21 protein-coding genes and 4 tRNA genes are annotated in these 20,440 nt (G+C 67.8%); 10 read left to right on the top strand and 15 right to left on the bottom strand.

What is annotated here, in order from left to right:
* Positions 1 to 5: 5 nt before the first annotated feature.
* Complete coding sequence (locus tag GZ64_RS0104540; RefSeq protein ID WP_021200662.1) at positions 6 to 590, top strand: type II toxin-antitoxin system PemK/MazF family toxin; 585 nt, start codon at positions 6 to 8, stop codon at positions 588 to 590.
* Here the strand turns inward: GZ64_RS0104540 and GZ64_RS0104545 are convergent.
* The gene (locus tag GZ64_RS0104545) at positions 556 to 1,713 is read right to left on the bottom strand and encodes a DUF1611 domain-containing protein (protein WP_197020505.1); all 1,158 of its coding nucleotides are present in this window, start codon (positions 1,711 to 1,713) and stop codon (positions 556 to 558) included. The genes GZ64_RS0104540 and GZ64_RS0104545 overlap by 35 nt on opposite strands.
* Positions 1,714 to 1,990: 277 nt before the next feature.
* Here GZ64_RS0104545 and GZ64_RS0104550 point away from each other — a divergent pair, with 277 nt between their 5' ends.
* Complete coding sequence (locus tag GZ64_RS0104550; RefSeq protein WP_021200660.1) at positions 1,991 to 2,377, top strand: SPW repeat domain-containing protein; 387 nt, start codon at positions 1,991 to 1,993, stop codon at positions 2,375 to 2,377.
* Between the two features lie 75 nt (positions 2,378 to 2,452).
* Here the strand turns inward: GZ64_RS0104550 and GZ64_RS0104555 are convergent, their stop codons facing one another.
* On the bottom strand, positions 2,453 to 2,890 hold the full coding sequence (locus tag GZ64_RS0104555; protein ID WP_029265328.1) for a GIY-YIG nuclease family protein: 438 nt from the start codon (positions 2,888 to 2,890) through the stop codon (positions 2,453 to 2,455).
* A 90-nt stretch (positions 2,891 to 2,980) separates the two neighbouring features.
* Here GZ64_RS0104555 and GZ64_RS0104560 point away from each other — a divergent pair, with 90 nt between their 5' ends.
* Positions 2,981 to 4,153, top strand: a complete 1,173-nt coding sequence (locus GZ64_RS0104560) for a PQQ-dependent sugar dehydrogenase (RefSeq protein WP_081859687.1) — start codon at positions 2,981 to 2,983, stop codon at positions 4,151 to 4,153.
* Between the two features lie 140 nt (positions 4,154 to 4,293).
* Here GZ64_RS0104560 and GZ64_RS20145 read toward each other — a convergent pair whose 3' ends face one another.
* The 3 genes from GZ64_RS20145 to GZ64_RS0104575 form a co-directional block, all read right to left on the bottom strand.
* Positions 4,294 to 4,425: a putative transporter small subunit gene (locus tag GZ64_RS20145; protein WP_029265330.1), complete on the bottom strand. Its 132-nt coding sequence runs from the start codon at positions 4,423 to 4,425 to the stop codon at positions 4,294 to 4,296.
* Entirely contained in the window at positions 4,425 to 6,071 is a 1,647-nt protein-coding gene (locus GZ64_RS0104570) for a sodium:solute symporter family protein (protein ID WP_051667865.1), read from the bottom strand. Before GZ64_RS0104570 ends, GZ64_RS20145 begins: the two co-directional genes overlap by 1 nt.
* A 463-nt stretch (positions 6,072 to 6,534) precedes the next feature.
* Positions 6,535 to 6,610: transfer RNA gene (locus GZ64_RS0104575), tRNA-Val, on the bottom strand.
* A 151-nt stretch (positions 6,611 to 6,761) separates the two neighbouring features.
* Here GZ64_RS0104575 and GZ64_RS0104580 point away from each other — a divergent pair.
* The 3 genes from GZ64_RS0104580 (at position 6,762) to GZ64_RS0104590 (ending at position 7,057) form a co-directional block, all read left to right on the top strand.
* A tRNA-Gly gene (locus tag GZ64_RS0104580) sits at positions 6,762 to 6,834 on the top strand.
* 54 nt (positions 6,835 to 6,888) lie between these two features.
* Positions 6,889 to 6,959 (top strand) — tRNA-Cys (locus GZ64_RS0104585).
* A 26-nt stretch (positions 6,960 to 6,985) separates the two neighbouring features.
* Positions 6,986 to 7,057: transfer RNA gene (locus tag GZ64_RS0104590), tRNA-Val, on the top strand.
* 164 nt (positions 7,058 to 7,221) lie between these two features.
* Here the strand turns inward: GZ64_RS0104590 and GZ64_RS0104595 are convergent.
* From GZ64_RS0104595 to GZ64_RS0104620, 6 genes are all read right to left on the bottom strand, one after another.
* The gene (locus GZ64_RS0104595) at positions 7,222 to 8,448 is read right to left on the bottom strand and encodes a Dyp-type peroxidase (RefSeq protein ID WP_029265332.1); all 1,227 of its coding nucleotides are present in this window, start codon (positions 8,446 to 8,448) and stop codon (positions 7,222 to 7,224) included.
* Positions 8,448 to 8,981, bottom strand: a complete 534-nt coding sequence (locus GZ64_RS0104600; protein ID WP_029265333.1) for a copper chaperone PCu(A)C — start codon at positions 8,979 to 8,981, stop codon at positions 8,448 to 8,450. Before GZ64_RS0104600 ends, GZ64_RS0104595 begins: the two co-directional genes overlap by 1 nt.
* Before the next feature lie 11 nt (positions 8,982 to 8,992).
* Positions 8,993 to 9,610: a copper resistance CopC family protein gene (locus GZ64_RS0104605; protein WP_029265334.1), complete on the bottom strand. Its 618-nt coding sequence runs from the start codon at positions 9,608 to 9,610 to the stop codon at positions 8,993 to 8,995.
* A gap of 121 nt (positions 9,611 to 9,731) precedes the next feature.
* Positions 9,732 to 10,337: a hypothetical protein gene (locus GZ64_RS18980; protein ID WP_051667849.1), complete on the bottom strand. Its 606-nt coding sequence runs from the start codon at positions 10,335 to 10,337 to the stop codon at positions 9,732 to 9,734.
* A 64-nt stretch (positions 10,338 to 10,401) separates the two neighbouring features.
* On the bottom strand, positions 10,402 to 11,754 hold the full coding sequence (locus tag GZ64_RS0104615; RefSeq protein WP_029265336.1) for a cryptochrome/photolyase family protein: 1,353 nt from the start codon (positions 11,752 to 11,754) through the stop codon (positions 10,402 to 10,404).
* 34 nt (positions 11,755 to 11,788) lie between these two features.
* Positions 11,789 to 12,202 carry a DoxX family protein gene (locus GZ64_RS0104620; protein WP_021200650.1) on the bottom strand — a complete coding sequence of 138 codons (414 nt, stop codon included), beginning with the start codon at positions 12,200 to 12,202 and terminating at the stop codon, positions 11,789 to 11,791.
* A gap of 181 nt (positions 12,203 to 12,383) precedes the next feature.
* Between GZ64_RS0104620 and thrS the strand changes: the two genes are divergently transcribed.
* Positions 12,384 to 14,309, top strand: a complete 1,926-nt coding sequence (gene thrS, locus GZ64_RS0104625; protein ID WP_231479832.1) for a threonine--tRNA ligase — start codon at positions 12,384 to 12,386, stop codon at positions 14,307 to 14,309.
* Positions 14,306 to 14,860: an HIT family protein gene (locus tag GZ64_RS0104630; RefSeq protein ID WP_021200648.1), complete on the top strand. Its 555-nt coding sequence runs from the start codon at positions 14,306 to 14,308 to the stop codon at positions 14,858 to 14,860. Before thrS ends, GZ64_RS0104630 begins: the two co-directional genes overlap by 4 nt.
* Before the next feature lie 81 nt (positions 14,861 to 14,941).
* Here the strand turns inward: GZ64_RS0104630 and pdxY are convergent, their stop codons facing one another.
* Together pdxY and GZ64_RS0104640 are read right to left on the bottom strand one after the other, a co-directional pair.
* On the bottom strand, positions 14,942 to 15,793 hold the full coding sequence (gene pdxY / locus GZ64_RS0104635; protein ID WP_029259275.1) for a pyridoxal kinase PdxY: 852 nt from the start codon (positions 15,791 to 15,793) through the stop codon (positions 14,942 to 14,944).
* A 46-nt stretch (positions 15,794 to 15,839) separates the two neighbouring features.
* Positions 15,840 to 17,147 carry an aminotransferase class I/II-fold pyridoxal phosphate-dependent enzyme gene (locus GZ64_RS0104640; protein ID WP_029265338.1) on the bottom strand — a complete coding sequence of 436 codons (1,308 nt, stop codon included), beginning with the start codon at positions 17,145 to 17,147 and terminating at the stop codon, positions 15,840 to 15,842.
* A gap of 90 nt (positions 17,148 to 17,237) precedes the next feature.
* Between GZ64_RS0104640 and pdxS the strand changes: the two genes are divergently transcribed.
* The gene (gene pdxS, locus GZ64_RS0104645; protein ID WP_021200645.1) at positions 17,238 to 18,131 is read left to right on the top strand and encodes a pyridoxal 5'-phosphate synthase lyase subunit PdxS; all 894 of its coding nucleotides are present in this window, start codon (positions 17,238 to 17,240) and stop codon (positions 18,129 to 18,131) included.
* Positions 18,121 to 18,741: a pyridoxal 5'-phosphate synthase glutaminase subunit PdxT gene (gene pdxT / locus GZ64_RS0104650; RefSeq protein WP_029265339.1), complete on the top strand. Its 621-nt coding sequence runs from the start codon at positions 18,121 to 18,123 to the stop codon at positions 18,739 to 18,741. Before pdxS ends, pdxT begins: the two co-directional genes overlap by 11 nt.
* Here pdxT and GZ64_RS0104655 read toward each other — a convergent pair whose 3' ends face one another.
* Positions 18,742 to 19,665: an aminoglycoside phosphotransferase family protein gene (locus tag GZ64_RS0104655; protein ID WP_029265340.1), complete on the bottom strand. Its 924-nt coding sequence runs from the start codon at positions 19,663 to 19,665 to the stop codon at positions 18,742 to 18,744.
* A complete protein-coding gene (locus tag GZ64_RS0104660) occupies positions 19,662 to 20,372 on the bottom strand; it encodes an alpha/beta hydrolase-fold protein (protein ID WP_029259271.1) in 711 nt (236 codons plus the stop codon). Before GZ64_RS0104660 ends, GZ64_RS0104655 begins: the two co-directional genes overlap by 4 nt.
* Positions 20,373 to 20,440: the final 68 nt, after the last annotated feature.

Below are 20,440 nucleotides of genomic sequence, written 5' to 3' on the forward strand. Positions count from 1 at the left end.
ACCGTGTGAGCAAGACCAACGGCATCCTGGCAACACTCGCGGAGATCCTGCTCAAGGCAGTGGGCTCCGGCCGGGCGTCTCGGACATCAGATCCGAGACGCCCGGACGCGCGTCTACGGACCCCGCAGGAGCGCCCGACGCCCGCGGGTGGTGGCACCGACCCGGGACGGGCGCGCGGCACCGACACCGTCCGCATCGATCCGGATCGGATCACGCACCTGCAGGTCGGTTATGCACCGCAGCGGGACGGCGCACCGGACGCGGGAGAGATCGTCTGGACCTGGGTTCCCTACGAGGAGAACGACGGTCGCGGGAAGGATCGTCCCGTGCTCGTCATCGGACGGGAGTCCGCAGAGCGCGTGTACGCGGTGCGGATGACGAGCAAGCCCCATGACGGTGACCGCGACTATCTGTCGATCGGTACGGGCGACTGGGACTCTCAGGGTCGAGAGTCCTGGGTGGATGTCGAGCAGCTGTACAGCGTGCACGAGCGCGGGTTGCGGCGAGAGGCCGCCGTTCTCGATCGGGGGCGCTATGACCGGGTCGGAGCGGCTCTCACGCGGCGCTACGGGTGGTCCGTCGCGGGCTGAGCGTCGGGAACGCCTGCAGCACCATCTCCACGAGCTCCGCCAGCGGTCGGGTCAGCGGGTCGGTGGCGGGGAGTCCGGTGTCGAGCTCGATCTCGTCGATGGCGGCGGCGAGCTGCTCCGCCGTGAGGTTCTCATGGTTCACCGTGACGCCGATGACCTTCGTGTCGGCGAAAGCTTCGATCAGGGCGATCTCACTCGTGACCGTCGGCATCGCGACCATCGGGAAATCGCCCAGGACCGTCCGGCCCGGGGCGTGCTGCACGATGACCCCCGCAGGCTGACTGCCGCGGAGGATGTGCGCCGAGGTGATGTATGCGGGGTGGCTGAGCGCGCCCTGGCCCTCCACGATGATGACGTCCGGGTCTTCGCCTTCGAACGCCGCGACCACCTGGTTCTCGACCTCACCCGAGCAGAACTGGGGCACGAGGGCGTCGAGCGCGACGCCGTAGCGGCCGCCCTGGATGATCGTGGTCTGTCCGGTGCCGACCATCACGGCGTGGACGCCACGATCGTTGAGGGCCTTCACGAGGATCGTCGCGGTGGTGCGCTTGCCGATCGCGCCGTCGGTCCCGAGGATGGTGATCCGCGGACAGGTCACGTCGAAGATGCGGCCGGAGAACAGATGGAGATCCTTCTTGTCCCGGGGGCGACGGATATCGGTGATCGTGACCTGGGCGAGAAGGGCAGCCGCGACGAACTCGGCATCGTCGGTGAGGAACTCGTGCAGGCCGTTGATGATGTGCATCCCGCGGGCGATGCCGTCCAGCAGCACGGTGCGCTGGTCGGCGGAGAGCAGCCCATCAGCCGGTGCGACACCGCAGATCAGGTAGTCCGGCACGTGACCTGCATGAGCGATCGCCGTCGGGAGTCCGTCGAGCATCGGGATGTCGTTCGCGAGACCGTCCAGGAGCACCCCGGCGTCCGCACCCGCGTGGGTGCTGTCGATGACGCTGAGGATCTCGTACTTCTCCGAGTGTCGGACCAGACCGTTCGCGGTCTTGCCGTCCTGCTCGCCGAACTGGCCCTCGCAATACACGATGGCCGTGGTGCCGACGGGGAGGGCGATGGGCGCCGCCCAGGCGTGCGCAGGGTCGAGAAAAGAGGGGACTGACGGGGTGGGCATGATGCTCCTCGGGCTCACACAGAGGAGGCGACGGAGAACGAAATGACCCAGGAGGCCCGTTGGTCGACGAGAAGTCTTCCCTGATGCCGGCGAGATACCGGCATGCTCAACGTAGCAGGGCTGCCTGGGACCGGGCCGCGAGTGCGCCGTCGAGAGACTCGAGTCGAGCTCCCCGGCCCGCAGGTCGATCGTCCTCCGAGGCGGGGAGGCAATCCGATCCGTGGCGGGCTTCGAACCAGTGGTGAGTCGCGGAAGCGGCGCCACACAAGGAGGAATCATGCGTTTCATCCCCACCAAGGTCCACGGAATTCTCGACTACATCGTCGGCGTCGCGTTGATCGCCGCTCCCTGGCTGTTCGGCTTCGCGAACGTGGGCGGAGCGGCGGTCATCATCCCGATCGTCCTCGGTGTCGGGCTGATCGTGTACAGCCTCTTCACGAAGTACGAATGGGGTCCCTTCGGTTTCATCCCGATGCCCGTCCACCTGGTGTTCGACATCGTCGCCAGCCTCTTCCTCGCCCTCTCGCCGTGGATCTTCGGGTTCGCGGGCGAGGCGCTGAACGTCTGGCTCCCGCACGTCGTCGTCGGCGTCGCCGTGATCGTCGTGGTGCTGTTCTCGCAGCCGCAGCCGGCGACCACCAGGGGGCATGCGGCCACGGCCTGATCCCCGCAGAGACGCGGTGCCGGGCGACTGGACTTCCCGAAGCAGTCGCCCGGCACCGTCACGTCCTGGCGCAGGTCACGAGGCATCGAGACCGCGGAGCGCGTTGCTCAGCCATCGCCCGTAGAGCAGCCACGGCTCACCTTCGCGGCGGAGGGCGTCGACGTGCGTCCGCAGATCGTCCGTCAACGTGAACCACTCTCCGCCTTCGCGGTCCGAGGCGAACTCGCGGTGTCGCTGCTGCTCGACCGGGCGTCCGCCCGGCTCGAAGGCGAGGAGCTCGTCGTGTCGGATGCTCGCCAGCCGTTGTCGCGGTCGTCGGCTCGTGCCGATCTTCACCCGACGGTCGAAACGGATGTAGTAGACGACGTCGATGCGGGGGAGCGGGAGATCGGCGTCGGGGACGTCCCCGTAGCGCCATCCGCAGGAGGCGCAGCGCCAGGAGTCGTCACCCCGGGCACCGCGCGTTCCTCCGCAGAGGGTGCACGGGCCCGGGAGAGCTTGTTCCTTCGACACCGTGGCAGGCTACGCGCCCCCTCGGACACCTGCCTCTTCTGCGGTGCGCGCCGCTCGCCTACTCTCGAACGGAGGATGAAGGGATCGGCGATGACGACGACGCGGAGGGCGCAGAGGACGCCGGCCGATCCGCGTGTCGCCGCGGTCGCTCGCGGGGCGGGCGCTCTCGTCTCGACTGCTCTCGTCTCGACTGCTCTCATCGCGATCGCTCTCATCGCGATCGCTCTCGCCGCGTGCGCTCCTACGTCCCCCGCCTCGTCCTCTCCCGCGCCGCTCGCACCCTCGCCGTCCGCCGGATCGGGAAGCATCGTTCCGGGGCGCGCGTCCACGGTCGTGGCTGGACTGGAGGCCCCATGGTCCATCGCCTTCTTCGGGAGCACGGCGCTGATCAGCGAACGGGACACCGCCCGCATCGTCGAGGTTTCCGGCGACGGGAGGCTTCGCGAGCTCGGGATGATCGACGGCGTCGCGCCTCGAGGAGAGGGGGGACTGCTCGGTATCGCGCTGCGGGACGATTGGCTGTACGCGTACTCGACGGCTGTCGGCGAGAACAGGGTGCAGCGCTTCGCGTTGTCGGGGGCGCCGGGTTCGTTCGAGCTCGGCGAATCCGAGACGATCCTCTCCGGGATCCCCGCCGCCGGGAATCACAACGGCGGACGAATCGCGTTCGGCCCCGACGACATGCTCTACGTGACGGTCGGCGACGCGGGCGACCGTGAGGGGGCTCAGGATCGGGATTCGCTGGCCGGGAAGATCCTCCGCATCACACCGGACGGGGACGTGCCGGAGGACAACCCCGTCCCGGGATCACCCGTCTACAGCCTGGGGCACCGCAATCCTCAGGGCCTGGCGTGGGACGACGAAGGCACGCTCTACGCGAGCGAGTTCGGCCAGGACACCTGGGACGAACTGAACGTGATCGAGGCCGGTGGGAACTACGGGTGGCCGACGGTCGAGGGCATCGCGGATCGTGACGGGTTCGTCGATCCGGTCCAGCAGTGGTCGCCGGACACCGCGAGTCCGAGCGGCATCACGATCGCGTCGGGATCGATCTTCATCGCGAATCTCCGTGGAGAGCGGCTCAGGGAGGTGCCGCTCTCCGACGTGCGCACCGCCGGAGAGTACTTCGTCGAATCGCTCGGGAGGCTTCGCGACGTCGTGGTCGCGCCAGACGGGGCACTCTGGGTTCTCACGAACAACACGGACGGGCGGGGCGATCCCCGCGAGGGCGACGACCGAGTCCTGCGTATTCCGATCGAGTAGCGCTACGGAGGGCGGCGACGCGCGACGACGGGCGGCATCGAGACAATCCGCTTCGTCCGAGCGCGAGAGGTACAGGCGCGGGGCAGTGCGCCGATGGCTCCGCACACGCCTTGTCGACATCTGTGCGGAGCCATCGATGATCAGATGATGTCGCGCCCTTCGCGCTTCGCCTCCTTGGCATCCTTCACGAAAGCCCGAACCACGACGACGAGCACACCGACGACGATGATCGGCCACACCAGCACGTACGCGGTCAACAGAATGGTCTCCATCAGGCGTCCTTCCCTGCGAGCGTGGCGTCGCCCTTCACATCGGCGCTTGGTGTGATATCCCCGGTGTCGAAGCTGCCGGTGCGCTCCTTGATCAGGTCGAAGTCGAATCTCCGCGTCCTGTTCATCATCGTGAGGGCGACGCAGACCAACGTGCTCACCGCGTATGCGACCAGTGACCCCGACAACACCGGGTACTGGTGCAGGAAGCCGATCGCGAACGGCGCCGACACCAGCGTGGCCAGCGTCCCGACCACAAGCGCCACCCGCAGACCGAAGAAGCCGAACGACATCAGGGCCAGGACCACCCCGATCCCGACGACGGAGAGGACGTCACTCGCGAGACCCCAGCCCCCCGACAGGGAGATCCACTCGAAACGCACGGGCAGGAACGCGGCGAGCGCGGCGATCACGGCGATGCTGAACGCGGAGTTCGTCACGCGGTCCCAGTAGAAGCTCGCGATGACGGGGAACACGAGCGCTCCCCACAGTGCACCGACGAACACCAGCAGGTCGAGGATGTTGAACTGCATCGATGCGAAGCCGAGTGCCGCGGCGGTTGCGCCGATCATGGTGAGTCTGCCGATGAGCAGCATCGTCTTCGGGTTGGCGTTCTTCTTGCCCGCGATGTTCTGCCCGTAGATGTCGGCCATCATGATCGACGAGAGAGCCGTCATGTCGGCATCCGCGGTGGACGACAACGAGCCGATGATCATGACGAAGAACACGCAGATCAGCAGCGGGGGCAGGTATGTCGAGGCCATCTGCGGGATCAGATTGTTGACGTCGCCGCCCACCGGCTGGATCCCTGCGTACAGGGCGAGCACTCCCAGCATGCCGATCCCGATGATAGACGCGCCGTACCCGAATGTCGCGGTGACGAATGTCTTCTTGATCAGGTCCTCTCGCACGGCGAACAGTCGCTGCGCGATGGTCTGGTTGCCGATCGCGTAGGCGAGCACGGCGGCGATGTAGGGAGCGCCCTGGTTGAAGAACGCGTCGGAAGAGAAGAAGTCGCCCTGCTGCGGGGTGAGGTTCGCTGCGCCGGTGACGAACAGCTCGGGGCCGCCCGCGGCGAAGAAGATCACCGGAACGATGATCGCGACGGCGCCCAGCATGGCGATGACCTGCGCGAAGTCGGTGAGCACCGACGCCCTGAAGCCCGACCACAGCGTGTAGGCGAGCACGCCGATCGCGATGGCGACGATGCCCTGTGTGAAGGTGAACGGCGACAGCATCGAGACGAGCGCGCCTCCGGCGATCAGATTCGACGTGAGGCTGATCAGGCTGCCGAGCACATTGGAGCCGGCGAGCATGAGCTGACTCGAACGTCCGTGGCGGGCGAACATGACCTCGGCGATGGTGTGCGCGTGGGGTGCGACCGTGCGGATGCGGCGCCCGAACGGATAGATGAGGAGGATCATCAGTGCACCCCAGAGGCCGTAGTGAATGGGGCCGGAGATGCCGTAGGTGTATCCGGATGTCGCGGAGGCGTACATCGAGGATGCCCAGATCCAGGTAGCGGTCATCGAGGCGGCGGAGATGCCGAACCCGATCTTGCCGCCACCGGTCATGTATCCGTCGGCGTTCTCCTTTCTGCGGGAGATGCGGATGGACATGTAGAGGCTGCCGCCGAAGAACAGCAGCATGAGCAGGATCACGACCGGTCCTGACAGCGTGTGGAAGTCTTCCACCGGGTACTCGCTTTCTCGTCTTGGTGCGGCGATGCCGCCTATCGATGGAGAAGGAGTCCCGCTAAGTGGGGGAGTAGTGCGTCGTCTGGTGTTGAGGGTTCTGCGGGGAGTGGAGAAGGGTCGGCATGGCGAGAACGAACCTGGACCACTGAGGCGCATCACAGCACACAGACGAGTAGCCCGGGGTGCGGCTCCTTTCGAGGACGTCCGTTTCCGGGCGCACCGAACAGCGGTGCATCCTCGAACGGGATTCGGTGATCGCGTGGTCGCCGGTCGGCGTCTGACGCGTGAGATCGCGGCGGAGCCACGACCATCGCTCAGGGGGTGAGAGCGTCTCTCGACCATAGCAAGTTCCCAGGAACGCCGCCGGGGGAGCGGGCAGGGGACGAAAAAGCCCCCGGGAGAACCGGGGGCGATGTGGTGGGCGATACCGGACTCGAACCGATGACCTCTTCCGTGTGAAGGAAGCGCGCTACCAACTGCGCCAATCGCCCATACCCGTGGGGTACGTCAACCGATACTACCGGACGCTCGGAGGCCTCGCGGACCACTCGGCGAGACACGCGCGAGATTCGCTGCCGGTTTGGCGGAGTGCGGATCTTCGGCTAATGTTTCATGAGTGCCCGGGACAACCGGGAACGAAATGCGGATGTAGCGCAGTTGGTAGCGCACAACCTTGCCAAGGTTGGGGTCGCGAGTTCGAGTCTCGTCATCCGCTCGAGTGCAGTAGGTCTTCTTCGGAAGGTCTGCCGCACGTGGGGTCAATCCACACGGTGGCGTGGCCGAGCGGCTAGGCACCGGCCTGCAAAGCCGTTTACACGGGTTCGAATCCCGTCGCCACCTCACGGAAAACTGAAAAGCCCCAACGGGCGCGATTGGCGCAGCGGTAGCGCGCTTCCCTGACACGGAAGAGGTCACTGGTTCGATCCCAGTATCGCGCACACTGAAACCCCCGGATCTCCGGGGGTTTTTTCGTGTCTCGAAAGTCTCTCGTACTCCGAGGATGTCGCGCCCATCGGTTTCCGAAGCAGGCCGTTCCTCGTCGGGGGAGTGCCGCCCGCCGCTGCGGGCGTGCCCGGATGGGCCCGGGCACGCCTGCAGCCGATCACGCCAGAAGCGTGTCGCCGATGAATCCGTCTTCCGCGCATCCGGGCGGGATCGCGAACACGGCGGAGCCGATCGGCACGGTCCACTCGTTCAGCAGGTCGAGCTCGTCGAGCCGGCGCTGCATCGGGATGAACTGTCGCTCGACGTCGGCTTGGAACGAGACGAAGATCAGCCCCGACTCGGAGACCTCGGCGCCGATCGGACGCTCGTCGTAGTTGTACGCGCGCCGGAAGATGCGCTCCTCCCCGTCGCCGCGGGCCCGCCGGATATGTGCGAACTGCGGGATCACGGGGAACCCTATCGACGTCTTCGCCTCGAAATCGGGTTCGTCGAACTCGTTTGTCCCCGTCAACGGCGCCCCGTTGGCGAGTGTTCGCCCCACGGAGGCATCGCGGCCGCCGCGGTCCAGGCGGTCCCACTTGTCGAGGTCCATGCGGATGCGACGGATCACCATCCCGGTACCGCCTGTCAGCCAGCCATCCGCATTCCATACGACCTCGTCGAAGTCCGAGGTGCCCGGTTCGGGGTTGGTCGTGCCGTCCACCTGTCCGAAGAGGTTGCGCATCGTGGTCCCGGGGCGTTCCGTGCCGTACGCGCGCCGGAACCCCTGCTGCGTCCATCGGATGCTCGCGAAGCCGCGGGCGTCCTTCAGGAGCATCCGTGTCGCGTGGGCAACCGTCAACGGATCGTCCCCGGCGATCTGCAACAGCAGGTCTCCATCCGAGAATTCAGGTCGCAGTTGATCCACCCCGAAAGCCGGGAGCGGTGCGAGCCACGCAGGGCCGGAGCCCGCGGCGCGCGCGACGAGACCGGGTCCGAAGCCGAAGGTGATCGTGAGCCGCGCCGGCGAGAGCGCGAGCTCCGGCTCGGAATCGGCGAGGGCGGGGAGCCCCTGCGTCAGACGAGCTGCGTCGTCCGTCAGGATCCGCATCAGGCGAGTGAGCCCGTCGCGGTCCACATCCTCGCGGAGATCGAGCCCGAGGAAGACACCGTGGGCTTGCGCCGCGGTGTCGACACCGGCTTGGTGGGCGCCGAAGAACGGAACGGTCTGCTCACCGTTCATCGGCGTGGAGACCGGCTTCGCACCGTTCTCCTGACTGTTGAGGGCGAGATCCACTCCGACAGCCGCGACCGCGCCGACGCCGGCGACGGCTCCTCCGAGGAGGAACTGTCGCCGGGTCGACCCGGCGCGGCGGGAGCGGGCGCCCTCGGCGGGCGCCGACATCACTGCCCCGAGCCGTCTTGCTCTTCGCCGCCCTCGTAGTTCTCGTTCGCGCCGGAGTAGTCCTTGACGGGAGCGGTGAACTCATACGTGGAGTCGTCGGAGAACGTGAGGGTGAAGGTCACGTCGCTGCCTGCCGTGAGAGGACCGGTCAGGTCCATCATCATGATGTGGTTGCCTCCCGGCTCCAGGGCGAGCTTCCCGCCGGCGGGAATGACGAACCCGCCGTCCTTCTCGCGCATCACCATCTCACCGGCCTCGTTCTCGACCGTCTCGTGCAGCTCGAGCATGTTCGACGCCTCGGACGTGACGGAGACGACGGTCACGTCGTCGTCACCGCTGTTGACGAGGGTGCCGAAACCGGCGGACATGCCCTCTTCCGCCGACTTCACCCACGCATCCTCGATCGTGACGGCGTCACCGGCGGGGCGGGATGCGGATTCGGTCGGGGAGCTCTCCGGGGTGCACCCGGTGAGCGCGAGGAGGGAGACCGCGATAACGGCCGCGAGGCGGGGAAGGTTCTTGCTGGTGTTCACAATGGTGCCTTTCACAGGTCATCTGCCGCGGAACCGCCGTCTTCCGGCGGAGCGGCTTCCGTCCGAGGACGGCGGAGGAATCGGATGAGGACGAGGACGAGGACGGCCACTGCCGCCCCGCCTGCGCCGATGAGCAGCACCCTGACGGTGCCGCCGGAATCTGCTGCGTTCTGATCCGGCTGTTCTGCGGATGCCGACGGGGTCTCCGCCGCGCCGCCGGGCGCGGGGGCCGCCATCGGCTCGGCATCGCCCACGGTGAACGGGACGACGCCGGCGATCGGATGGCCGTCTTCCGACACGACCTGCCACCGCACCTGGTAGCCGGCGGTCGGCATGCCTGGCTCGAGGGGGGCGGTCACCGTGCGGCCGGCGACCGTGACGTCACCGGAGACCCAGTCCTTCCCCGAGGCGTCGACGACCAGGACGACAGCCCCGGTCAGTGACTCGTCGAGCACCAGGAGTTCACCGGAGAAGGTCATCGTGATGCTCTCCGGCCCGGCCGCCAACTGCTCGTCGGCGGCCGGGGAGCTGGAGATCAATTGATCGTGGGCGGACGCGGGCGTGGCGATCGCGAGGGTCGCGACCGTCGCCAACGCCAGCCCGGCCGCAATCCTGCGGACAGGGGACATGGGAATGGCCTCTCATCAGACGTCGCGTGAGCGACGTGCATGCATGCGTTCAGAACCCGTGCGCGACGAAAGGCGCACGGAGGTGACGCACCACAGGACCGGCGAAAGCCCAGGGCGCGGATCAGATCGCTGCGGAGAGGGGAGGAGCGCGGCCTCTGAGGGTCGCGAGGAGAACGAGATCGCCCGTGCGTGCGACGTCGAAGATGCCGCGGAGAGCGCGCGGGAGGCGGAGAGCCGGGAGGACCAGCACGTGATCGACCCGGCGGCGCAGCCATCGCCCCAGCTGCACGGCGAGGTTGCGTGCGGCGATGATCAACCGCTCGCCTCGATACAGCGCGGACACTGTCAGCAGCGCCGCGAGCGCGTGGCCCAGCCACATCGATGCGTCGGCGGTGACAGCCTCAGGGAGGCCGGGCGTCGCGGGGATCACGAGAGGCGCACCGTGCACGTGCGGGACGGAGACACCGGAGGGCGTGACGGTTCCGAGCACGAAGAGGGTGTGGAACAGGAACTGGCTCACCGCGACCGAGAACGTCAAGCGGATGAGCGACAGTGAGCGGCCGGCGAGCAGCACGCAGATCATGAAGGAGAACACCCACGGCACCACGATGCCGAGCGCACCGGGCATCTGCCCGCCACCCGACACGTGCCCCGCGAGTGCGACGAAGATCGCCAGCGACGAGGCAGCGAAGCCGCGGATGACGGCTGGCTTCCTGGACTCGGTCACGGCTCCAGTCTGGCACGGACGGCGCGCGCGTCGTTCTCCGACCATCAGGTGACAGGCCCTCCGGTCACTCGCGGCGAGAGCGTGGGGTGCGCTTGACGACGTCGTACGCGGCGAGTGCCGCCTTGCGTGTGTCACCCAGGTCGACGATCGGCTCGGCGGGGGCGTCTGCGGCCCAGCGCGAGATGTAGAGGTTCTGTGGGTCGAACTTCTTTGCCTGGAGTTCGGGGTTGAACACACGGAAGTACGGAGCGGCGTCGGCGCCGGATCCGGCGACCCACTGCCAATTGAAGGGATTGCTGGCTTCATCGGCGTCGACGAGCGTGTCCCAGAACCACTCTTCACCCCGGCGCCAGTCGATGAGCAGGTTCTTCACGAGGAAGGAAGCCACGACCATCCGCACCCGGTTGTGCATGTAGCCGGTGTGCCAGAGCTCTCGCATGCCGGCGTCGACCAGAGGCACGCCGGTCTCACCGTGCTGCCAGGCATCGAGGTGGGTGGGGTCCAGCGGCGGCCAGGGGAAGGCGTCGAACTCCGGTCGAAGGTTCTCGCTCGCGAGGTCGGGGGAGTGGTACAACGTGTGCCAGGCGAACTCGCGCCAGCCCAGTTCGGAGAGGAAACCTCCCGCACCGTCGACACCCACCGCCTCGTGCCAGACCGTGAACGCGCTGATCTCGCCCCAGCGGAGGTGCGGTGACAACCGCGACGTGGCACCGGAAGCGGGTTCATCGCGTGCGCGGTCGTAGTGCCCCAGGTCTTCGTCGAGAAAATGGCGTAGACGCCGTCGCGCGGCGGGTTCACCGGGCTCCCAGGTCTCGCGCAGGCCGTCGGCCCAGTCGGGGGCGGTGGGCAGCAGGCTCCAGTCCTCGAGGGCCTCGGTTGCCGGAGTGCGTTGCGGGCCCTCGACCGTTCGCGGCTCCGGGAGCGGAGCGCGGGGCGCGGGGAGCGCGAGGCACGCCCGCCAGAAGGGAGTGAAGACGGAGTAGTGCGTGCCGCTGCCCGTCGTGACCGTCCACGGCTCATGCAGCAGAGAGCCGGCGAAGGAGGCGACCTCGAGTCCCTCGGCCCGGAGGGACGCCTTCAGCGCGGAGTCGACCGCGCGCTCGGCACCTCCGTAACGGCGATTCCAGTAGACGGCACCCGCTCCGACTTCCGTCACCATCTCACGCACGATGCGCTCGGCCGGGCCGCGACGGAGCACGAGTGCGCCACCGCGCTCGCGGAGCCGCTCGTCCAGCGACGCCAGAGAGTGGTGCAGCCACCAGCGCGCGGCGCCACCGAGCGCACGGATGCCCGGTGACTCCTCGTCGAGCACATACAGCGCGATGACCGCTTCGCCTCGTTCGATCGCGGCCCGCAGCGCAGGGTTGTCGGCGAGTCGGAGATCATCGCGGAACCACACGATGGAGGGGGACGTCATGGGGACAATTCTCCTGGAGGTCGGGCTCGGTCGTTCAACGACGACGGCGGTCGCGGCGGCGCGGGTTCTCGTCTCCGGTCGCCCACAGCGCCCACAGAACGAGAAGCGGCTGCAGGAAGAGCCTGCCGAATCGGCGAGCATCCGTGTCGAGTCCCGGGGTCGAGCGCTTCGTGCGCCACTGGTGGATGTTCCCCGGCAGCACGGCGACGAAGAACGCGGCGGTCGCCCAGCCGATGCGGCGCCGCTCTTTCGGCAGCGTGAGCAGGCCGGTGGCGAGAGCGACCTCCGTGGCACCGGAGGCGATCACGATCGTGTCCTTGTCCAGCTTGGTCAGACGGGTCGCCCAGTCCGGCACCACCACCCGGAATCCGCGGGTGCTGAGGAAGTGGCCGACCCCGATCGCGCCGAGCGCGATCGCGAGGATCCATCGTGCGACTGCTCTGTCCATCCGTTCACGTTACGTGATGCTCGCGAAGCGGCGTGGACGTCGTGCGGCGCGGACGAGGACGGTCAGGAGGACCGGGTCATGCGAGTAACCTGGGTATCGACCCAGATGGAGAGTTTCTGTGCCTGAAAACGCCCGGCCGAATGACGGCTTCGCCCTGTTCACTGACCGAAACGTCGTCGCGATGCGCGTCAACGGCGACCTCAAGGATCTCGCCACGACCGTGACCGACACCGATGTGGTCGAAGCGGTCACGATCGACAGTGCGGACGGGCTGAACATCCTCCGTCACTCGGCAGCCCATGTGCTGGCGCAGGCGGTGCAGCGCATCAACCCGCAGGCGAACCTCGGCATCGGCCCGCCCGTCACCGACGGCTTCTACTACGACTTCGGGGTCGAGACCCCGTTCACGCCGGAGGACATCAAGGCGATCTCCAAGGAGATGCAGCGCATCGTCCGCGAGGGACAGCGCTTCGTCCGCCGTGTCGTGACCGACGACGAGGCCAGGGCCGAGCTCGCGGACGAGCCGTTCAAGCTCGAGCTCATCGGTCTCAAGGGCGGGAAGGAAGCCGCAGAGGGCGCCTCCGTCGAGGTCGGCGAAGGCGAGCTGACGATCTACGACAACACCACCCGTGATGGCGAGGTCGTCTGGAAGGACCTCTGCCGCGGCCCGCACCTGCCCAACACGCGCATGATCGGCAACGGTTGGGACCTCACGCGCATCGCCGCCGCGTATTGGCGCGGCAGCGAGAAGAACCCGCAGCTGCAGCGCATCTACGGCACGGCATGGCCGACCAAGGACGAGCTGCGTGCCTATCAGGAGCGCATCGCCGAGGCGGAGCGCCGCGACCACCGCAAGCTCGGTGCGGAGATGGACCTGTTCTCCTTCCCCGACGAGATCGGCTCGGGACTCGCGGTGTTCCATCCCAAGGGCGGCATCATCCGCTACGAGATCGAGGAGAATCTGCGCAAGCACCTGCTGCGCAACGGGTACGACCTCGTGAACAGCCCGCACATCACGAAGAAGGATCTCTTCATGACGTCGGGTCACCTGCAGACCTATGCCGACGGCATGTTCCCGCCGATGCACCTCGACGAGATCGTCGACGAGGAGGGGAACATCACCCGCCAGGGTCAGGACTACTACCTGAAGCCGATGAACTGCCCGTTCCACAACCTCATCTTCCGTTCGCGCGGGCGCTCCTACCGCGAGCTGCCGCTGCGTCTGGCCGAGTTCGGGACGGTCTACCGCTACGAGAAGAGCGGCACGCTGTCGGGACTGACCCGAGTGCGCGGTCTGACGCAGGACGACGCCCACATCTACGTCGCGCAGGACCAGGTCAAGGAAGAACTCACCACCAACCTGAACCTCGTCCTCGACCTGCTCCGCGACTACGGCCTCAACGACTTCTATCTCGAACTGTCGACGAACGAGGAGGGGAACCCGAAGTTCCTCGGCGAGCCGGAGCAGTGGTCGACGGCGATCGACACGCTGCGTGAGGTCGCGATCGAGTCCGGGCTCGAACTCGTCGCCGATCCCGGCGGTGCGGCCTTCTACGGGCCGAAGATCTCCGTCCAGGCGCGTGACGCGATCGGCCGCACCTGGCAGATGTCGACCATCCAGCTCGACTTCAACCAGCCGGAGCGCTTCGAACTGGAGTACACCGGACCCGACGGGCAGAAGCACCGGCCGGTGATGATCCATCGCGCACTCCTCGGCTCCGTCGAGCGCTTCTTCGCGATCCTCCTCGAGCACTATGCCGGCGACTTCCCGCTCTGGCTCGCACCCAGCCAGGTGGTCGGCGTCCCGGTCGCCGAGCAGTACGGCGACTACCTGGACGACGTCATCGGGCAGTTGCGCGCTGCGGGCGTCCGGGCAGACGTCGACCACTCGGATGACCGCATGCAGAAGAAGATCCGCACCCACACGACGGCGAAGGTGCCCGTCATCCTCATCGTCGGTGAGCAGGATCGTGCCGCGGGGACGGTGTCGTTCCGCTTCCGCGACGGCACGCGGGAGAACGGCGTCCCGGTCGCGGACGCGGTGCGCCGGATCAACGCCGCCATCGCTTCGCACGCGCTCGTGCTGAAGGCAGGGGACCTGGCGTGACCGAAGGGGAGCAGCCGCTGGAGGACGCCGGTCGCCTCGCCGGCGTACCGGACGAGTTCCAGCGGCTGTGGACCCCGCACCGGATGGCGTACATCCAGGCGGGGCCGGAGCCGCTGCGCGAGGAGTGCCCGTTCTGCGAGGCCCCGAAGTTCCCGGATGCCGAGCGGTTGGTCGTCGCCCGGGGCGAGACGGCCTACGTGCTGCTGAACCTCTTCCCCTACAACTCGGGACATCTCCTGGTCTGCCCGTACCGCCACATCGGCACCTACGACCAGGCGACGCCGGAAGAGGTCGCCGAGATCGGAGCGCTGACGCAGACGGCCATGCGGGTTCTCCGTGAGGTGTCCCGATGCGACGGCTTCAACCTGGGCATGAACCAGGGCGCGGTCGCCGGCGCCGGCGTCGACGCCCACCTGCACCAGCATGTGGTGCCGCGTTGGACGTCGGACGCGAACTTCTTCCCGATCATCGCGAAGACCAAGGCGCTTCCCCAGCTCCTCGGAGAGGTGCGCGAGGCCGTGGCAGCGGCCTGGCCGGAATCCGACCACTGAGGCCGACGGCTTCGTCCCTCACCGCCCACCCGTCCGGCGGGCATCCGTCGAGCGGGGGAGCGGCGAGAGCGAGTACGGGCCTCAGCGCACCTGGCGGGCGGTGAACTGCATCTGCGGGTTCGCGTAGAACTCCTGTGCCTCGACGAGCTGCAGCTCGCGCTCACCGGATTCGAGCGTGGCCTTGAGCAGGTCGTACACGCTCGATGCCGTGCGCTCGAGCGCGATCCTCGCGCTGCCCGTCTCGACGTAGTGGGCGGTGAACAGTGCCGCGGTCACGTCTCCTGAGCCGTTCGCCTTCATCGGCAGGTGCGGGGTCTGCACGAGCCAGGCGCCCTCCCCGTCGGCGGCGAGCATCTCGATCGTGCCCTCTTCGCGGTCGGGGCGCTCGACACTCGTCACGAGCACGGTGCGCGGACCCATCGCGTGCGCGAGATCGACCGAGGCGAGCGTGGACTCGAGCGTGTCGGGCTCGGTGTCGGTGAGGAAGCCGAGCTCGAACTGGTTCGGCGTGATGATGTCGGCGACCGGAACGACGCGCTCGCGCAGCAGCACCGGGATGGCCGGCGCCACGAAGCAACCCGACTTCGCGTTGCCCATGACCGGGTCGCAGGCGTACACGGCGTTCGGGTTCGCGGACTTGACGCGCGCGACGGCGTCGATGATCACGTCGCCGATGCCCTCTCCGCCCTGGTAGCCGCTGAGGACGGCGTCGATCTGGCCGAAGACGCCGCGTTCCTCGATGCCCGTGATGACCTCGCGCACATCGTCGGGAGCGATCATCGGTCCGCGCCAGGCGCCGTAGCCGGTGTGATTCGAGAAGTTCACGGTGTAGACCGGGAGAACTTCGACGCCGATGCGCTGCAGAGGGAACACGGCGGCGGAGTTTCCCACGTGTCCGAAGGCCACGGCTGACTGGATGGAGAGGATCTTCATTCTCCGACTCTTTCGTTCAGGGCGGGCCGGCGCCCGCGACGGATGGTCATCGCCCGGCGGCGACGAGGTCTGCGACCAGTGATTCGGCCTCGTCGTCCGAGAGGTCGTGCACCGTCAGGCGCAGGTGATGCGAAGGCCCGGCCTTCTCATCGAGCGCGAAGTCGTCTCCGGTGCGGGCGAGCCAACCGCGGCGCATGAGCCGGTCGGCGACGGTCCGCGCGGGCCGGGGGAATTCGATCCACAGGCTCATGCCGTCGGACACCGTCGCATCGACGCCGCTCTCACGCAGTCGCGCGGCGAACGCCGCGTTGCGCTGCGCGTAGTGCGCGGCGGCGGCGGCGACGTCGGCCATCACCGCATCGTCGGTCAACTGTGTGAGGGCGAGTCGCTGAAGGAGATGGCTCACCCAGGTGGTGCCGGGGCTCAGCCGCATCGCGAGGCGTTCCGCGGTCTCCGGATCGGTGGCGGCGATGGCGAGGCACATGTCCGGTCCCAGGAACTTCGACACGGAGCGCACGAGGGCGAAACGGCGGTGGTCGGGGCCGATGAGGGACTCGTAGGGGCGCTGCGACAGCATCGAGAAATGGTCGTCCTCGATGATCAGCACGTACGGGTGGTCGGCGAGCACGGCACGAAGGTCGGCGGCACGCGAGGCGGTGAGGCTCGCGCCGGTCGGATTCTGAGCGCGTGGGGTGCAGATGATGGCGCGGACGCCGGCCTCCAGCGCGGAACGCAGGCCGTCGACCGTCATCCCCTCGGCATCGACAGGCACGGGGACGGCCCGGTATCCGCCCAGGCGCACGGTGTGGATGCTCGCCAGGAAGCACGGGTCTTCCAGAGCGACCGCGTCGTCACGCATGAGCGCCTGGGCGAGCAGCCTCTCGACAGCGTCGACGGCGCCGCTGGTCACGGTGATGCGGAAGTCGACGTCGTCGAGGTCGGTCGAGATCCAGTGCCGGGACCACTCTTCGAGACCGCGGTCGATCACGGGCTCGCCGTAGAGGACGGGACGGGACGCGATGGTCATGAGCGCCGGCGCCGGGTCGGGGATGAGGCGCGGATCGGGGTTCCCCGTGCCGATGTCGCGGAGCACGGTGTCGGGGGCATAGCCCTCCTGAGCCACGGCCTCGATCCCGGCGACGACGGTTCCGGCGCGCCCACGGGAGATCACGAGGCCCGCCTGCGCGAGCTGTCGATAGGCGGCGACGGCAGTATTCCGATTGACGCCGAGGGTGGCAGCCAGCTCCCGCACCGGGGGGAGCACCGCACCGGCCTGGAGGATTCCGCGGTCGCGCAGGGAACGCACGCTGTCGGCGATGTCCGATGCGGTGGTGCCTGTGATCTGGTCGCTCATGGTCCTCCTCAGCGATTCTAGGTCGAATCGGACAGTGCTATGTTTGATCTAGATCAAAACCGACTTCGGTGCATCCGACAGGAGTTCCCCATGGCAGAGCAGACAACCACCGGATCCGCGCGCGTAAAGCGCGGCCTCGCCGAGATGCTCAAGGGCGGCGTCATCATGGACGTCGTCACGGCAGAGCAGGCGAAGATCGCCGAAGACGCCGGCGCGGTCGCCGTGATGGCGCTCGAGCGCGTCCCGGCCGACATCCGCGCGCAGGGTGGGGTCTCCCGCATGAGCGACCCCGACATGATCGACAGCATCATCGATGCCGTCTCCATCCCCGTGATGGCGAAGGCGCGCATCGGTCACTTCGTCGAGGCGCAGGTGCTGCAGGAGCTCGGTGTCGACTACATCGACGAGTCCGAGGTGCTCTCGCCGGCCGACTACGTGAACCACATCGACAAGTACGGCTTCACGGTTCCGTTCGTGTGCGGAGCGACCAACCTCGGCGAGGCATTGCGTCGCATCAACGAGGGGGCGGCGATGATCCGCTCCAAGGGCGAGGCCGGCACCGGCGACGTCTCCGAGGCGATGAAGCACATCCGCAAGATCCGCGGCGAGATCGCCGCGCTCACGGCGCTGCCCAAGGACGAGCTCTTCGTCGCCGCGAAGGAGCTGCAGGCGCCGTACGAGCTCGTGGCGGAGATCGCCGAGACGGGCAAGCTCCCCGTCGTGCTGTTCGTCGCCGGCGGGGTCGCGACCCCGGCGGATGCCGCGATGATGATGCAGCTCGGTGCCGACGGCGTGTTCGTCGGATCGGGCATCTTCAAGTCGGGCAACCCGGCTGAGCGCGCGAAGGCGATCGTCAAGGCGACGACCTTCTTCGACGACGCCAAGGTCATCGCCGAGGTCTCGCGCGGACTGGGCGAGGCCATGGTCGGCATCAACGTCAGCGATCTCCCGGCCCCGCACCGCCTCGCCGAGCGTGGCTGGTAAGACCCGCGTCGGCGTCCTCGCGCTGCAGGGCGACGTGCGAGAGCACGCCGCCCTGCTCGCGCAGTTGGGTGCCGATGCGGTCCTGGTCCGTCGACCCGACGAGCTCTCCTCCGTCGATGGACTCGTGATCCCGGGCGGCGAGTCGAGCGTGATCGACAAGCTCTCCCGCATCTTCGGCATGCAGCAGCCGATCCGTGACGCGATCGCGGCGGGGATGCCGGTGTTGGGAACATGCGCGGGACTGATCATGCTCGCCGATGACGTCGTCGACGCGATCGACGGCCAGGAGTCATTCGGTGGACTCGACGTCGTCGTGCGCCGGAACGCCTTCGGCCGTCAGGTCGAGTCGTTCGAGGCTGTGCTCGATGTTCCCGCCTTCGAGGGCGAACCCGTTTCCGCGGCATTCATCCGCGGTCCCGTGGTCGAATCGGTCGGCCCGGGTGCAGAGGTGCTGGCTGAGCTGGACGACGGCCGCGTGGTCGCGGTGGAGCAGGGAAATCTGCTCGGGCTGAGCTTCCACCCCGAGATCACGGGGGAGAAGCGCTTTCACCAGCGCTTCCTCGCACGGGTGGAAGCACGTCGAGGAGTGACGGCACCGCCGCAGGTGTGATCAGATCAGTGTGGCGAGCCAGCGCAGAGCCGGATCCGCCTGTGCGCGCTGAAACTCGCGGAGGCCCGGAAGCTGAGGGATCTCGGGCTGCGCCTGTTGATACCAGAGGAACGACGCGAACGCCGAGATGACGGGGAGCAGTGCAGCCTGAGGTGGCGCGCCGTGCTCTTCGAAGATGGCCCAGGCCTCTTCGCAGGACGGCCCTCCGGACGCCTCGACGCTCGGCAGCAGACAGGGGAGATCGATCCACGCGGCACCTCGTCGCGCGTGTGGCCAGTCCAGGAGATGGGCGCGCCCGTCGCTGATCAGGATGTTGTCGGATCGCACGTCGTCGTGCACGATGACGTCGCCGTGCAGCGCGTCCGGGAAGCAGTCCTCCATCGAGAGGAGCGCGCGCACGCGGCTGGACAGGCCGTGGGGGAGAGCCTCCAGGAGCGGTGGATCCGCTGCGATCTCGTGCCATCGTGTGAAACCCGGGATCATGCCGTCCTCCGCGCGGGGCATCGCCGATGGCGCGGGGGTGGTCGACAGGGTGCGGAGGGCCCGTGCCACGGAATGCAGGTCCTCGGTCGTCCAGGGTCGGCCGGGATGGCGTCCGTCGATGGCCTCGATCACGAGCGCGGTACCGACGGCGGCGTCGATGGCGCCACGGAGACGCGGGGCGACAGATGGCGGCAGATGTGCGAGCGTGCGCAACTCCTCGCGAAGGAAGTGCAGAGAGTCCGCGTGCCAGTCTGCGCCGCAGGCCTTGACGAAAGCGTGACCGGCGGTGGTCGTCACGACGCCCGCATAGGACGCGCTGAAGCCGCCATGAGCGGGTTCGTCCCCCACGAAGTCGCCACCGATCACACCGACGATCTGCGTGCGCAGCGAAGCGGGGAGGGCACTCCAGGCGGGTCGGAGGCGGTCCGCTCCCGGTTTCATGGTGCCGCCCGCTCCGTGTCGTGATCGTTCTGCCGGTGGGAGAGCAGCCAGCTGTAGAGCTCGGGGTTCGCGTACGTCTCGGTCCAGGAATCGTGACCGACGCCCGCATAGCGCGTGAACCGCACGTCGGCGTCGAGCGATCTGAGCTCCGCCACGATCTGCTCCGTCGCGGAGATCGGCACGACGTCGTCGGCGTCGCCGTGGAACGCCCACGTGGGCAGGGCGCGGATAGGGGCAGCGCTCTGCATCCACAGTCCTCCGCAGATCGGGGCGATCGCCGCGAACCGATCGGGGTAGCGCACGGCGAGGCTCCAGGTCCCGAACCCGCCCATGCTGAGTCCGGTCACGGCTACGCGGGCGGGATCGATGCGGTGCGCCGCGGCGACCTCGTCGAGCAGCACGGACAACGTCGTGAGCTCGGCGACCCACTGACTCGATTCGGGGCACTGCGGTGTGACGAGGATGAAGGGGAACTCGTGGCCGGCATCTGCCAGCCTCGGCGGCCCGTGCACCGCGGCGAGATCGACGTCGGATCCTCGTTCGCCCGCACCGTGCAGGAACAGCACGAGGGGCCAGAGCCTGTCCGGATCCGTTTCGTAGTCGTTCGGCAGATGCACCAGATACCGCAAGGAGTCGGCCGGTGACGGCTCGCCGTCATGCACGTCCGACGAATGGGATGCAGGGGTGATGTGTCGCGATCGGCGCATGCATCCATCCTGCTCCACTTGCGCGGTTCGTTAGACTGGACGACGCGCTGAGTGCGAGCTCACGCGGA

Origin of the sequence: Microbacterium sp. Cr-K32 (assembly GCF_000708345.1) — a bacterium.
Classification (GTDB): Bacteria; Actinomycetota; Actinomycetes; order Actinomycetales; family Microbacteriaceae; genus Microbacterium; species Microbacterium maritypicum_A.

Excerpts from the sequence above, each read along its gene's own strand:
- GZ64_RS0104550 (WP_021200660.1), top strand. The coding sequence starts at position 1,991 with ATGCGTTTCATCCCCACCAAGGTCCACGGAATTCTCGACTACATCGTC.
- pdxS (WP_021200645.1), top strand. The coding sequence starts at position 17,238 with ATGGCAGAGCAGACAACCACCGGATCCGCGCGCGTAAAGCGCGGCCTC.
- GZ64_RS0104560 (WP_081859687.1), top strand. The coding sequence starts at position 2,981 with ATGACGACGACGCGGAGGGCGCAGAGGACGCCGGCCGATCCGCGTGTC.
- GZ64_RS20145 (WP_029265330.1), bottom strand. The coding sequence starts at position 4,425 with ATGGAGACCATTCTGTTGACCGCGTACGTGCTGGTGTGGCCGATCATC.
- GZ64_RS0104570 (WP_051667865.1), bottom strand. The coding sequence starts at position 6,071 with ATGCTGCTGTTCTTCGGCGGCAGCCTCTACATGTCCATCCGCATCTCC.
- GZ64_RS0104660 (WP_029259271.1), bottom strand. The coding sequence starts at position 20,372 with ATGCGCCGATCGCGACACATCACCCCTGCATCCCATTCGTCGGACGTG.
- GZ64_RS0104640 (WP_029265338.1), bottom strand. The coding sequence starts at position 17,147 with ATGAGCGACCAGATCACAGGCACCACCGCATCGGACATCGCCGACAGC.
- thrS (WP_231479832.1), top strand. The coding sequence starts at position 12,384 with ATGCGCGTCAACGGCGACCTCAAGGATCTCGCCACGACCGTGACCGAC.
- GZ64_RS0104620 (WP_021200650.1), bottom strand. The coding sequence starts at position 12,202 with ATGGACAGAGCAGTCGCACGATGGATCCTCGCGATCGCGCTCGGCGCG.
- pdxY (WP_029259275.1), bottom strand. The coding sequence starts at position 15,793 with ATGAAGATCCTCTCCATCCAGTCAGCCGTGGCCTTCGGACACGTGGGA.
- GZ64_RS0104615 (WP_029265336.1), bottom strand. The coding sequence starts at position 11,754 with ATGACGTCCCCCTCCATCGTGTGGTTCCGCGATGATCTCCGACTCGCC.
- GZ64_RS0104605 (WP_029265334.1), bottom strand. The coding sequence starts at position 9,610 with ATGTCCCCTGTCCGCAGGATTGCGGCCGGGCTGGCGTTGGCGACGGTC.
- GZ64_RS0104545 (WP_197020505.1), bottom strand. The coding sequence starts at position 1,713 with ATGCCCACCCCGTCAGTCCCCTCTTTTCTCGACCCTGCGCACGCCTGG.
- GZ64_RS0104595 (WP_029265332.1), bottom strand. The coding sequence starts at position 8,448 with ATGTCGGCGCCCGCCGAGGGCGCCCGCTCCCGCCGCGCCGGGTCGACC.
- GZ64_RS0104655 (WP_029265340.1), bottom strand. The coding sequence starts at position 19,665 with ATGAAACCGGGAGCGGACCGCCTCCGACCCGCCTGGAGTGCCCTCCCC.